Source organism: Aeoliella fuhlenseeensis (genome assembly GCF_052161615.1).
Taxonomy (GTDB): Bacteria; Planctomycetota; Planctomycetia; order Pirellulales; family Lacipirellulaceae; genus Aeoliella.
Genome location: NZ_CP197417.1, coordinates 3638728 through 3652509, shown reverse-complemented (window position 1 = coordinate 3652509; position 13782 = coordinate 3638728). Strand labels below are relative to the sequence as shown.

11 protein-coding genes are annotated in these 13782 nt (G+C 59.3%); 8 read left to right on the top strand and 3 right to left on the bottom strand.

What is annotated here, in order from left to right; all coding sequences use genetic code 11:
- The first annotated feature begins 186 nt into the window (after positions 1–186).
- From SH292x_RS14415 to SH292x_RS14380, 8 genes are all read left to right on the top strand, one after another.
- Positions 187–675, top strand: coding sequence for an FHA domain-containing protein (locus SH292x_RS14415; RefSeq protein ID WP_442481714.1), 489 nt, complete (start codon positions 187–189; stop codon positions 673–675).
- 77 nt (positions 676–752) lie between these two features.
- Positions 753–1880 (top strand): ribosome small subunit-dependent GTPase A, encoded by a 1128-nt coding sequence (gene rsgA / locus SH292x_RS14410; protein ID WP_442481713.1) that lies wholly within the window; start codon positions 753–755, stop codon positions 1878–1880.
- Between the two features lie 148 nt (positions 1881–2028).
- Positions 2029–3837 (top strand): SLC13 family permease, encoded by a 1809-nt coding sequence (locus SH292x_RS14405; RefSeq protein ID WP_442481712.1) that lies wholly within the window; start codon positions 2029–2031, stop codon positions 3835–3837.
- Positions 3838–3942: 105 nt separating this feature from the next.
- Positions 3943–4560: a MarC family protein gene (locus tag SH292x_RS14400; RefSeq protein ID WP_442481711.1), complete on the top strand. Its 618-nt coding sequence runs from the start codon at positions 3943–3945 to the stop codon at positions 4558–4560.
- 491 nt (positions 4561–5051) lie between these two features.
- Positions 5052–5441, top strand: coding sequence for an S-adenosylmethionine decarboxylase (locus tag SH292x_RS14395; RefSeq protein WP_442481710.1), 390 nt, complete (start codon positions 5052–5054; stop codon positions 5439–5441).
- The gene (locus SH292x_RS14390; RefSeq protein ID WP_442481709.1) at positions 5438–5887 is read left to right on the top strand and encodes an SET domain-containing protein-lysine N-methyltransferase; all 450 of its coding nucleotides are present in this window, start codon (positions 5438–5440) and stop codon (positions 5885–5887) included. The genes SH292x_RS14395 and SH292x_RS14390 overlap by 4 nt, the downstream gene beginning before the upstream one ends.
- A gap of 121 nt (positions 5888–6008) precedes the next feature.
- Positions 6009–7118: an HD domain-containing protein gene (locus SH292x_RS14385; protein WP_442481708.1), complete on the top strand. Its 1110-nt coding sequence runs from the start codon at positions 6009–6011 to the stop codon at positions 7116–7118.
- An 86-nt stretch (positions 7119–7204) separates the two neighbouring features.
- Positions 7205–8644: a sulfatase gene (locus tag SH292x_RS14380; protein WP_442481707.1), complete on the top strand. Its 1440-nt coding sequence runs from the start codon at positions 7205–7207 to the stop codon at positions 8642–8644.
- Between the two features lie 8 nt (positions 8645–8652).
- Here SH292x_RS14380 and SH292x_RS14375 read toward each other — a convergent pair whose 3' ends face one another.
- The 3 genes from SH292x_RS14375 to ileS all read right to left on the bottom strand — a co-directional run bounded on the left by SH292x_RS14375 (position 8653) and on the right by ileS (position 13687).
- Positions 8653–9495, bottom strand: a complete 843-nt coding sequence (locus tag SH292x_RS14375; protein WP_442481706.1) for a class II aldolase/adducin family protein — start codon at positions 9493–9495, stop codon at positions 8653–8655.
- Between the two features lie 35 nt (positions 9496–9530).
- Positions 9531–10145 (bottom strand): phosphoribosylglycinamide formyltransferase, encoded by a 615-nt coding sequence (gene purN / locus SH292x_RS14370; RefSeq protein WP_442481705.1) that lies wholly within the window; start codon positions 10143–10145, stop codon positions 9531–9533.
- Positions 10146–10231: 86 nt separating this feature from the next.
- Positions 10232–13687 (bottom strand): isoleucine--tRNA ligase, encoded by a 3456-nt coding sequence (gene ileS / locus SH292x_RS14365; RefSeq protein ID WP_442481704.1) that lies wholly within the window; start codon positions 13685–13687, stop codon positions 10232–10234.
- Positions 13688–13782 lie beyond the last annotated feature (95 nt).

Below are 13782 nucleotides of genomic sequence, written 5' to 3'. Positions count from 1 at the left end.
TAAATTGGAGGGGTAGGCGGAGACGTTCGAAGCGGGACATTATATCCCAGATGGGGGCCTGTCATCAGGCGTGCTGTCGGAAGGGGCAAGATCCGGCAAATCAAGCGTCAGTGCGTGTCGCTCCGCGCGGTTTTATATCTATTTTATCTTTCCGATTTTTGCCCTAAGTGTGAAGTGAGGTCCATCATGTACGGCTTCGATGCCGAGTACGGGGAACTGATCCCGCAGGGTGGTGGCGACACCATTCCGCTGCGGAAGCAGCAGTTGCTCATTGGCCGACGTGAGAGTTGCGATATCGTGCTGCGGTTCGCGAACGTTTCGGCACACCATTGTCAGCTAACCCTTGAGGGCGGTTACTGGTTCGCCCGCGACCTTGGTAGCCGCAACGGTATCAAGGTGAACAATGTCCGCGTGCAAGAGAAGCGGCTCGACCCGGGCGATGTCCTGGCGGTGGCCAAGCACTACTACGAAGTGCGCTATTCGCCGGCCGACCTTGGTGCCGTGGGCCCGCCCCCACGCGACGACATGACGCGGGAGATCATGGGCGAGTCGCTCCTGACGCGAGCGGGGCTGGATAAGAACGCGCGTATTGGTGGTTCGTCCGGCGCCCCGAAGCGTTATGATCCTACCAACCACAGCAGCGGGCAGATCAACTCGCCGGACAAACCGGTGTAATTGAAGGTCTCCATGTCGAAATACCCAATGACCAATGCTTCCGCGGCATTGGTCATTGTTGTTTAAAGCCGAAGTTTATGACTGGTAAGAAGAAAAAGGTCCGAACGTCGTTCCGCAAGAATCGCGAGGTGCGCACTCGCGAGAACGACGTAACACGCCAGTACGGCGATGCCAACGCAGAAGATCACGTGCAGGGGGAACGGATTAGTGGCAAGGGAGCGCTGACACGCAAGCGGACCGTCGCCGGTGCGGAGGTAGTAGAAGACGAAGCGGGCACTTACATCCTGCCCGACGTCGACATGACCATCTGCCGACCGGGGCGAGTGCTCCGCGTGCAGGGGCTCGTCAGCATCGTTCGTGACGAGTCGGGCACGCTGTGGCGATGCGCGACGCGGCGACTGCTGAAGACTATGTCGACCGACCAGAGGCATGTCGTCGCGGCGGGCGACCATGTTTGGTTTCGGCCCGAGGGAGATGAGGAAGGGATCATCGAGCGTGTCGAGCCTCGCCGGGGTTTGCTTTCGCGTACCAGTCGCGGCCGCCAGCACGTGCTCGTGGCGAACGTCGATCAACTGGTGATCGTTGCCAGTGCCGCCGAGCCCCGCATCAAGCCGAACTTGATCGATCGCTTCTTATTGACATCGGAGAAGACGCAGATCCGTCCGGTGATCTGCATCAACAAGATCGACCTCGTGGACCCTGCGGACATGATGCCGCTCGTGGGAGTCTACAGTCAATTGGGCTACGAGGTGCTGCTGATCTCCGCGGCGACGGGACAGAACATCGATCAACTTCGCGAACTGCTCGCCGGCCGCGATTCGGTGCTTAGTGGGCAGTCGGGCGTCGGGAAGTCGTCGCTGCTCAACGTCATCGAGCCTGGGCTTGGCTTGCGAGTGAACACCGTCAGCGCCGAGTCGCAAAAGGGACGCCACACGACGACCACCGCCGAGCTGTTTCCGCTGGCCTCGGGCGGGCACGTGATCGACACGCCCGGCATTCGGCAGTTTCAGCTCTGGGACGTGAGCGCCGAGGAAGTATCGGGATATTTTCGCGAGCTCAGGCCTTACGTGTCCCAATGCCGGTTCCCCGACTGCACCCACACCCACGAGGACTTCTGTGCGGTTAAGGACGCCGTTGCTGACGGCCGGATCGATACGAGGCGGTACGAAAGCTATGCCCAGATCCAGGCCGGCGACGAGCCGTAAGGCTCTCGATTGCCGATTCCTGGCCCTTTTTGTGCCGTTGCACGCTCGGCCAGGCTGCAAGTGGTGCTCTTCGCCCGCTATTGGCGGTTGAATGGTGGGCCCCCCCTGTCTAAGCTGGCGGTTTTGCAAATCGCGGCATTTTTAGGGCATGGGCATGACCGGCGAGGGTTGGCTGACAATTGGCGTGCTCGTGGTGACCTTCATCGGGCTGCTGCGTAACGTCGCCCCACCCGACATGCTGTTCATTCTTGCCGTTTCGGTACTCGCGCTGTTCGGAGTCATTACTCCGACGGAAGCATTCTCGGGCTTCTCGAATGCCGGCATGCTGACCGTGGCGTTCCTTTTTGTCGTGGCCTCAGGGCTTCGAGAGACCGGGGTGCTTAACTACGTGGGTGGTCGGCTGTTGGGTGGGGCCACCACTTCGCATCAAGTGATTGCCCGTCTGTCTGCGATGGTGATTCCGGCGTCTGCGTTTCTCAACAATACGCCGATCGTAGCCATGCTGATGCCGGTTGTGCTCGATTGGTCCCGTCGGACCCGTGTATCGCCATCCAAGCTGCTGATCCCTTTATCGTATCTCGCGATCCTCGGCGGTACCTGCACGCTCATTGGTACGTCGACCAACTTGGTGGTGCATGGGCTGATGCTCAAGAGCGGGATCCCAGGCATCGACAAAGGCATGACCCTCTTCGAACTAGCGCCGGTCGGCGTGCCGTACGCGATTATTGGCGTGGGTTTTTTGCTGCTCTTCGGCGACAAGCTTCTCCCCAACCGCACCGAACTCTTCGAGAAGCTTGGGAAGTCGCGTAAGGAATATATCGTCGAAATGCAGGTCGACCCGCAAAGCAAGCTGGTCGGCAAGACGGTCGAGGCGGCTGGGTTGCGTCACCTCCACGGGCTCTACCTGATCGAAATCCAGCGCGAATCGGAAGTCGTCTCTCCGGCTGGCCCCGATGAAGTGCTGCAAGGCCGTGACGAACTAGTTTTCGCTGGCGAAGTGGAGAGCGTTGTCGAGCTTCAGAACTTAACGGGACTCATCCCGGTCGCCGCGGCCGAAGCGGACGAAAGCGCATCGATTGCCGAATTAGCCCGCCGCCGCATGGCCGAGATCGTTATCTCGGTGAACTCGCGGCTAGTCGGCCAAACGATCCGTGATGCGGATATTCGTGCCACCTACGGAGCGGTAGTCATCGCGGTGCATCGCGACGGTAGTCGGGTGGAAGGGAAAATTGGCGACGTTCGCCTAGAGTCGGGCGACACGCTGCTGCTGCAAACGCCGCCCCATTTCGCCCGTGCGTACCGCAACGACCCCGCCTTCTACATTGTCAGCGATGTCAACGAGTTCCGCCCGTTTCGCCGTCATCGAGCGTGGATCGCCGTCCCACTGCTGGGCGTGCTGATTGTCCTGATGTCGACTGGTTGGATTGATTCGGTAGTGGCGTCGGCGCTCGTCGCTTCCGCTATGGTGTTCGCTGGCTGCATTTCGGCTGGTGAAGCGCGGCGGAGCATCGAATGGCAGGTTCTGGTGACCATTGCCGCAGCGTTCGGCGTCGGCATTGCGATGGAAAAATCAGGCGTAGCGAGCGCGGCTGCCGAAGGACTCGTCGCGGTGACGGGCAACATGGGCCCCGTGTTTGCCCTGGCGGCCATCTACATTCTGGTGTCGCTGCTCACGGAAATGGTTACTAACAACGCCATCGCAATCCTCATGTTCCCAGTATGCTTGCAGGTCGCCTCTCAACTCAACGTCGATCCACGCCCGTTTCTAATCGCCCTCACGCTCGCGGCGTCGGCAAGTTTCATGACCCCCATCGGCTACCAGACCAACCTGATGGTCTACGGCCCCGGTGGTTATCAATTCGGCGACTATCTCAAGATTGGTGCTCCGCTTAACTTCATTCTGGGCCTAGTTGCCGTGGTCTTGATTCCTTATTTCTGGCCCTTCGTAACCCAGTAGGTGTCTCGACGGGGAAGAGGTCGCGTTCGTTGTAGACGCGCGACTACAATTGGGCCTCCGATGCCCGGTCTCTGAATGGAACCCGTAGTAGGGATGCAATAACCCGTGGAACTCAACGAAGACTTTGTCACCAAATTCGTGCTCTTGTGGGCGGTAATCGACCCGATTGGCACGGTGCCTGTGTTTATCTCGGCCACGGCGAACCATACGCCGCACGAACGACGCCGCATCGCAGTTATTGCCACGCTGGCGGCGGCAGGGATTCTGCTGTTCTTCATCGCCGCCGGCGAGCCGCTCCTCCGTGCGATGGAGGTGCCACTGCCGGCGTTCGAGATTGCCGGTGGAATCGTGTTGTTCCTGTTTGCTCTTACGATGATCTTCGGCGAGAGCAAGCCCGAGAGCGAGACGACGATGCTCCGCAGTTTACACGACGTGGCGATCTACCCTCTGGCGACGCCGTCGATGGCCTCGCCTGGAGCGATGATGGCGGTGGTGCTCCTCACGAAGAACGACGCTCACACGCTCGCCGACCAGATCTCGACGGCCGTGGTGATGTTGCTCGTGCTGGCTTCAGCGCTCGTGCTGATGCTTGGGGCGGGGGTAATCTCACGCCTCATCGGCACCGGCGGGGCGAGCATCGTCAGTCGCGTCATGGGGTTGATCCTAGCGTCGGTCGCGGCGACGAGTGTCCTGGCCGGGGCCAAGGAGTACTTCTCGAACTAGGCGCGGCTGGCACCCGCCTGGTCCTTTTTTTCTTCCCGCCCAACGTCGACTCTTCCTATTCTTCCATGCCACAGGGCATGGTGCTGGTCGGCAGAGAGTCGCAGTGCGGACCAAATTTCGGTGCCGCCTATGTGCCGCCTCTGGGCTGCAAGTTCACCACGTGGCCGCAGAGAGGCCCTGACCCGCCTGTGACAGCCTTATTTTTTGTGCTGGCTTCCCGTCCACCGCCCAGCGGCTCCCGCCTGCGGAAAAAATGCCAAAACTTTGCCCGATCCCTATAGACGACCGGGGGTGCGAGCGATAACATTTTGCGAATTACACGACGTAAGGTCGTGGACCGTTCTTTGCAGTTTTCCGTCCCACCTGCCTGGCCGAAGAAGCGGCCACAAAAGGCAAACAACGGTTTAATCTCTCTCGCCGGAAGGTTCTGCGCACGTTGCGCTAGGGGACGCCGGTTTCAATTTCTCGTGTTTTCGGAGCTTTTGCGCACGATGCAGGTATTAACTGAATACCGCCGAATTATGCACCAGGGTGAAGCCCACTATGGGCAACACGCGCTGGTCACGGCTTTGGGCTGCAACGACAACATCCTCTCCGTTGAGAGCATGTACAACTTCCTGCAGACCATGGCCGACGAGATCGACATGGTTCGCTTCGGACCTCCTATTGTCGCCCGCTTTGGAGGCGGGATCGAAACTGGCTTGTCGGGAGTGCAACTGATCGAGACTAGCGCGATCATGTTCCACACCAACGACGCTCACCGTGACATGTACTTGGACGTCTTCAGCTGCAAGACGTTCGACGAAGCCACGATTCGTCGCGTTCTCGACGAGTTTCTTGCCCCTACGACCACCCAGCTGGAGATGCTTTACAGAAAATGACACGAATCTATCCTGACCACCTTCCCGAGATCCCCGACGAACCCCACGCCGAGGACTTTCGGGTTGTCCAAGTCGATGAGAATCGCGGCTTGGGCGTGCTGGTGCTGCGCGCTTTCAAGGCTGGTGATGTTCTGTTCCGTATGAACGGCGTGCTGACCGAAGAAATGACGTTGCATAGCCTTCAGATGGACGATCGCTGGCACCTGGACGACCCCGATTTTGCTGGTCGGGTGTCGCACTGCTGCGACCCCAACTCGCGACTCGATCCTACCACGCGCCTGTTTACAGCGCTGAAGGACATCGAGGCGGGCGACCTGTTGACCATGGACTACGACGAAACCGAGGACGTGCTGTTCCGCGGCTTCAGCTGTTCCTGCGGTGCCGAAACCTGTCGCGGCTACATTGCCGGCCGCAGTGTCGCTCCCGCGGTGGCCCACGTCGCCTAGTTCGCAACTTGAAGTTTACACCGGCTAAGCCGCGAGCGGTCGCTTGCAGCTTAGCCGGTTTGCTTTTTTTTCCTCTTAATGCCCACTCGCGTCGGTACTTGGGCTTACGACGCACCAAGCTTTGAAAAACTCGAAACTGCGGCGGCAAATTGCCTTCGAAGCCGCACGCCTGATGTATGATCGGCAAGAGTCCGAGTACTTTCGCGCCAAGCAAAAAGCTGCGGCGCGTATCTGCAAAGGCTGGGTCAAACCGGCCGATCTTCCGAGCAACGCCGAGATCCGCGACGCCATCCAGTCGTTCGCCCGACTGCTCGAAGGCGACTCGCGGACTGCAGAGCTCAAGTCGATGCGACTGGCTGCGCTGCGGATGATGCGTAGGCTGGCTCCATTCCGCCCTCGGTTGATTGGCAGCGTGCTCACGGGCCACACGCGGCAAGGCTCTGATATCGACTTGCACGTCTTCGCAGACTCGACCGAGTCGATCACGCGACTCCTCGATTACGATGGTCTGTCGTACCAAGTCGAGCGGAAACAAGTACGTAAGCAGGGCGAGGAGCAAGTATTCACGCACATCCACGTGCGAAGTGATTACTCGTTCGAGCTGACGATGTACGCTCCCGAGCAGCACAGCTACGTGTTTAAGAGTTCGATCACCGGCAAGGCGATCGAAAGGGCGAGCATCGCGCAGCTCGAGCAGTTCCTGGCCAGTGAATACCCGGGACTTGATATTGAAGAAGCGCTCGTCGAGGCCGAGGCGGGTGTCGACTGCTACCGATTGTTCGAGGCGCTGCTGTTGCCACTCGAAGATGTGAAGCAAGATCCAAGGTACCATCCCGAAGGGGACGTGCTCTATCACAGCCTGCAGGTGTTCGACCACGCGCGGGACGCCATGCCGTACGACGAGGAGTTTCTCACCGCGGCACTTTTGCACGACGTGGGGAAGGGCATCGAGCCCCGCGACCACGTCGTAGCCGGCCTTGAGGCGCTCCACGGATTCATCACGGAGCGAACCGCGTGGCTGATCGAGCATCACATGCACTGCCACCAGATTGTGGCTGGCTCGCTGGGCGCCCGCGCGCATCGCCGGTTGCGGGAGTGCGAGTGGTACGACGATCTGATACTGCTCGGCGAATGTGATCGCGCCGGCCGGCAGCGTGGCGTGGAAGCGCCGGAACTCGACGAGGTGCTGGAGTACCTTCGCGACCTGGGGGGGATGTTTGATCCGGATTAATGGCTTCCCGTTCGCAGAATTGGAGCGTACCCGCTAGGCCCGCGCGGTACGATGGGTGGATTCCAATTCAGCGAACGAGGTCGTCCATGCGCCTGCTCTATATTGCAGTTTTGTTCGTCGTGGGCGGAGTGGGCTACGCCACGCCGCCGAATGTATTGTTCCTTTGCGTCGACGACCTCAAACCGGCGCTAGGCTGTTATGGCGATCCTCATGCGCAAACGCCCAGTATCGATCGTCTTGCCGCTCGTGGAGTTCGATTCGACCGCGCGTACTGCAACCAGGCGGTGTGTGCCCCCTCTCGCAACTCGTTGTTCACGGGAATGCGTCCGCAAACGATTGGGATTTACGACCTACAGACCAACTTCCGCAAGGCGGTTCCCGATCTCGTTACGCTTCCACAGCACTTCAAGCAGCACGGCTATTTCGCGGTGGGGCTAGGCAAGCATTTTCACGTGGGGCACGGTAACTTCGACGACGCTGAATCCTGGAGCGTGCCCTCGCGTCTAAATCCGACAATCCGATATCATTTGTCCGCCAATCGTCCCAGAAAGGAGAAGGGAGCTAGTCCGCAAGCCACCGATACCAAACGAAAAGGGGCTGCGATGGAGTCCGCGGATGTCGAAGACACAAGCTATTCGGATGGCGTGCTGGCAGAAGAAGCGATCGAGCAATTGCAGCAATTGGCGACCGAGCCCGGTCACCCATTCTTTTTGGCAGTAGGTTTTCGCAGTCCTCATTTGCCCTTCACGAGCCCCAAGAAATACTGGGACCTTTACGATCGGGAGCAGTTCACCTTACCCGAGTATCGCACTTCACCGGCGGGGGCACCGAAATTCGCACCCACCGATTCGGGAGAGCTTCTCAAGTACAAAGGCATGCCAAAGGGCAGGCCGGTGCCCGAAGACCTACAGCGAGAGTTGATCCATGGCTACTACGCCGCGGTGAGTTACGTCGATGCTCAAGTTGGTAAGACGCTCGCTGCGTTAGAAGAAGCGGGGCTCGCCGACAATACCATCGTGGTTTTGTGGGGAGATCACGGTTGGCACCTGGGCGATCACGGAATGTGGTGTAAGCACACGAACTATGAGCAGGCGACTCGAATACCATTGATCATTGCGGGTCCCGGTGTCGGTTCGGGAGCTGTAAAGGACTCCTTCGTCGAGACCGTCGACATTTACCCGACGCTGTGTCAAGTCGCGGGGCTTCCGGTTCCCGAGCGAATCGATGGAAAGAGTTTTCAATCAGTCCTCCAGCTCACGGACGAGAGCGTTCGGGACCACGTGATCCATGTCTATCCCCGCGGTGAACGCATCGGACAAGCCGTTCGCACCGATCGTTATCGACTGGTGGAGTGGAAAGTACCTGGGAAACCGGATGGCACAGCGGAGTACGAGCTGTACGACTACCGGGAGGATCCGCTCGAGACTCGTAACCACGCAGCGGAGCGCCCCCAAACCGTGGAGGAACTCAAGAAGTTGCTCGACGCTTTCCCAGAGCCCAAGCCGCAGTTCAAGGTGGCCAAGTAGGTTTCCACCTACTTCAGTTTCTCAATCGCGCGAGTCACCGCCCGTTCGATGATGGCTTCGAGCTCCGATTGGCGAATCGTAATACTCGGATCGTTGTTCGCGTCCACAGGAAAAGCCCGCGCGGCGAGGCCGGCGGCAGCCCAGGACTCGCGAAAGAGTGGTGCCTCGCGAGGGTCGACGTCGGCGTACTTGGCGTCGACTCGTGGGTCATACATCCCCCAGCGATGCTTCTCGGTCACAAGGCCCAGGGCCTCGGCCTTTGTCAGGCGATGCGCTCCGCCGAGTTGGTGGGCGTGGATTAGCATCTTACAGTAATTGTCGAGGATCTCGGTCCACCAATAGGCCCGTTCGAGATCGGTGTCGAAACTCACGGTGCCATGATTTCCCATGATGACCACGTTCGCCTTGTGGACGAAGGGCACAATCGATTCACCAAGTGCCGGCACGCCGGGCGGGGCGTAGGGCGCAGTGGGTACTTCGCCGAGAAACACTTCGACTTCGGGGATCAGCCCGGCCGGAATCGGCTCCTTGGCGAGCGCGAAGGCCGTGGCGTGGGGCGGGTGGCAGTGGACGACCGACGTGATCTCCGGCCGGGCCTTCATGATCGCGAGGTGCATGAGCACCTCACTGGTCCGCTTCCGCTTACCGGCAAGTTGGTTTCCTTCCATGTCGACTAGACACAAATCGTCGGGCGTCATGAAGCCTTTGCAGAAGATGCTTGGCGTGCAGACGACTTCCCGGTCGTTGAGGCGCATCGAGAGATTGCCTTCGTTCGCCGCGACGAACCCGCGGTTATAAACGCGGCGACCAATCTCGCAGATCTGTTCTTTGACTTCGTCGAGGGTGGGCATGGAAGAGTCGCTTCGGGTCAAAAGTCAGTAATTGTCTATCTCTTCCCAATCGTAACGTGCCGGCCGTCAAGTTTCACTCTTCCGGCGGCCAACAGGCCCAGCACGTGCGGGTAGGCTTCCTTTTCGGCGTCGAACACGCGGTCGGCAAGCGAGTCGGCCGTATCGTCGTCGAATACCGGCACCGGTTGTTGCCAAATAATGGGGCCGGCGTCGTACTCGTTGTCGACAAAGTGCACGGTGACGCCGGTTACCTTGCAGCCATAGTCGAGCACCGCCTGATGGACGTGATGGCCATACATGCCATGACCGCAGAACGCCGGAATGAGCGAAGGATGAATATTCACCACCCGACCCGCGAAGTCGTCGGGCACCGGTGCGAGCTTCAAGAACCCCGCCATGGCGACGAGGTCGACCTGAGCATGCCGGCAGGCATCGAAGATCGCTTCGCCATACGCCTCGTGCGAAGGGTAATCCTTTCGTTCGAGAACGGTCGCCGCAATGCCGGCCTTTCGAGCATGATCGAGCCCACCAGCGTCGGCGCTGCTCGACACCACGAGTTCAATCTCGACATCCAGCGACCCCTCGGCCACCAAGTCGATAAAGTTTTTCAGCGTCCGGCCGGAACCGGAAATAAGGACCGCGATTTTCATGCGTCAGACTTTGTAGCATGGCCGCCCCCGGCCGTGTCCGCATCGGATTCATCCACGGCCGGGGGCGGCCATGCTACGGTGATTAACTACTTTACCTTCAGATATAGCTGGATCGTCGCGTCGCCAAGTTGTACTTCGATGGGCTCAACACCTGGATTCGGTCCCAGCTTTACCACGTCCGCCAGGGTCTCGCCAGCGATGAACTCGGCGAACTTCTCGACAGCCGCTTGCACCGTAGCATCGTCGGTCGCGATGCCGATCTCGATGCGGTCGGTGAACTCGCAGCCTTTGTCTTTGCGGGTGTCTTGGATCACGCGCACTAAGTCACGCGCCACACCTTCGGCGATCAACTCAGGCGTCAACTCGGTGGCGAGCACCACCACCACGCCCTTGTCGTTCGCCGCGGCGTAGCCGGGCTTCGCGGTAATGCGGATTTCGACTTCGTCAGGGAGCAGCTCGACGGCTTGGCCGTCGATCGTCAGGTCGATCTTGCCGTTGTCGCGGATGTTAGCCAACAGATCGCTGCCGCTCGTGGCATCGAGCACCTGCTTGACCTTCGGCATCAGTTTGCCAAGCTTCTTACCCAGCAGCTTGAAGTTCGGCAGCACCTGGTGGTCGACGTACTTCTCGGGCTCGCTTGAGTACTCAACGGCCTTTACGTTCAGCTCGTCGGCGATCACGCTGGCGTGCTCTTCGAGCCACGCTTGATGCGCGGTGTCGGCCAGGATGACTTCGACCTTCGCTAGCGGCTGGCGGACCTTTAGGTTCTCCATCTCACGAGCACGACGGCCTAGCGACGAGATGAGCCGCACTAGGGCCATCCGCTCGGAAAGCTCGCTGTCGATTAGCGCTTCGTCGGGCGTGGGGTAGTCGCACAGGTGCACCGACACCGGCAACGTGCCATCGCCGAACACGCCAACTAAGTTGCGGTACATTTCCTCGGCGAGGAAAGGTACGAACGGGGCAATCAGCTTCGTGGTCGTCAGCAAGCACTCGTAGAGCGTCCAGTACGCGTCGAGCTTATCGGTCGAGCGGGTGTCCTTCGCCCAGAACCGATCGCGGCTTCGGCGGACGTACCAGTTCGACAAAGCATCGACGTACTCAGTGATCGCCGCACAAGCGCCAAAATTGTCGTACGCGTCCATCCGCTCGGTCACTAGCGCGATGGTGCGATTGAGCTCGCTGATGATCCAGCGATCGATCTCGTCACGCTCGGCAACGGGGCGGTAGCTCTTGGCGGTGGAGAAGTCTCCGTGGTTCACTCCGGCCGCTGACGCTCCCGGCTCGCCGACTTCTTGCGCGGGATCCCAGCCATCGATGTTGGCGTAGATCACCATGAAGCTGTAGCAGTTCCACAGCCTCAAGAGGAACTCGGGGATGCTGTCCTTGATCGCTTGCTCGCTGTAGCGGATCGACGTCCACGGCGGTTGGTTCGCGAACAGGTACCAGCGTAAGGCGTCGGCGCCGTACTTGTCGAAGATCTCGTTCGGCTCGCGGTAGTTCCGCTTGCTTTTGGACATCTTCTGTCCGTCTTCGCCTAGCATCAGGCCAAGGACGATGCAGTTCTTGAACGGGTGGGGCAGGGGCTCGGGCTGTTTTGTATCCGGTCCCCATAGCATGGTGCTGATGGCGAGTTGCGAGTAGAACCAGCCACGTGTTTGGTCGATGGCTTCGCTGATGAAGTCGGCGGGGAACTGCGAATCGAATTGCTCCTTCGCGTCGCCGCTTTCTTGACCCTTGTAACCCCACTGGGCAAAGGGCATCGCGCCCGAGTCGTACCAGCAATCGATCACCTCGGTAACGCGCCGCATCCGCGCACCCTTCACGTAGGGCGAGTCGTAGGTGACCGCGTCGATGTACGGCTTGTGAACTTGCAGGTCGTGGGGGAGTTCGGGGTTTGCCTTTTTGGCAGCGGCCCAGACTTCGGTGCCGACGACGCCGGGCTTCGCGAGTAGCTCGTCGTAGCCGCCGATGGCTTCTTGCTTGCCGGTCTCTTCGCACTGCCAGATCGGGAGCGGTGTGCCCCAGTAGCGCTCGCGAGACAAGGCCCAGTCGACGTTCGACTCGAGGAACTTCCCCATCCGGCCATCTTTGATGTGCTCGGGGAGCCAGTTCACCCGCTGGTTGTTCTCGATCATCGCGTCCTTGAACGCGGTGGTCTTGATGAACCAACTTTCGCGCGGGTACTGAATCAACGGATCTTCTTCGGCCCGCCAGCAGAAAGGATAATCGTGGAGGTACTGCTCCTGATGGAAGAGCAGCCCGCGCTGTTTCAGATCGCGGATGATGTCTTTGTCGCAATCCTTTACCCAGCGGCCGCGGACGAACTCGGGGGCTTCGTCGGTGAATTTGCCGTCGGGACCGACGCAGTTGATTAGAGGAGGCCTATATTGTTCTTTTATCTCAGGCAATCCATTAGCGAACACGCCGTAGTCATCTTCGCCGAAAGCGGGCGCAATATGAACAATGCCGGTTCCACTATCGGTGGTGACAAAACCTGCCTCAACGACGCACCATTCCCGCGGTATTAGTTTGCTGGAGAACCAGCTCGGAACCGTTAGTTCTCCGCGCGTTGTTTTTCCAGTCTTACTCTCGTACGAAATTGGCTCATTAAAATACTCTTCGTACGGCGGTCTATACTTTAGCTTCCAAAATCGACTTGGGAGCAACTCTTCGACAACCTCTAACTCCCGTTTAGCCTTTTCTGCGATAGTGCTGACTAGACTTTTCGCAACGACTAAGCGGTCACCTGTCTGCTTATCAACAACTATCGCGTACTCTACCTCTGGGTTTATAGCGGCGAACTGATTGCTTGGGAGGGTCCACGGCGTTGTCGTCCAAACCAGTAGGCTGGCACCACTGAGCGAGTCGCTATCGTCTTCAATAACAAGCGGAAACTTCACAAACACACTCGGATCCGCCACCTCGCGGTAACCCTGTCCGACTTCGCCCGCACTCAGCGCGGTGCCACCCTGCGCCCACCACCAGACGATCTTGTGGCCTTGGTACAACAGGCCGCGATCAAACAGATTCTTGAGGCTCCACCACACGCTTTCGACGTAGCTCTGGTGGTAGGTGACGTACGCCTGTTCGAGGTCGACCCAAAAGCCGAGACGCTCGGTAAGGCGTTCCCACTCTTTCATGTACCGCCAGACGCTCGACTGGCACCGCTGGATGAACTTCTCGATGCCGTAGGCTTCGATGTCTTCCTTCGAGTGCACCGACCGGCCGAGTTCTTTGGTGAGGTCCTTGCACACCTCGACCTCCACCGGCAGGCCATGCGTATCCCAGCCGGCTTTGCGCTCGCAGCGAAACCCGCGCATCGTCTTGTAGCGCGGGAACAAGTCCTTGATCGCCCGAGTTAAGCAGTGCCCTGGATGGGGCATTCCATTGGCCGTCGGCGGACCTTCGTAGAACACGAATGGCGGCGCACCGGCGCGCTGCTCCAGCGACTTATGGTAAATGCCCTCCGACTTCCAGAACGCGCCGACTTGTTCTTCGAGTTTAGGAAACGAGACGGAGCCGGGGACGGGTGAGAACATTTATCAAATCGGGAAGGGGGAGGGTGGAAGGGGGAAACTTTGGAGAAGGCATGGGAGGCTTGGCAGTCGCTACGCGTCCTCCTTCCTCATTCCGC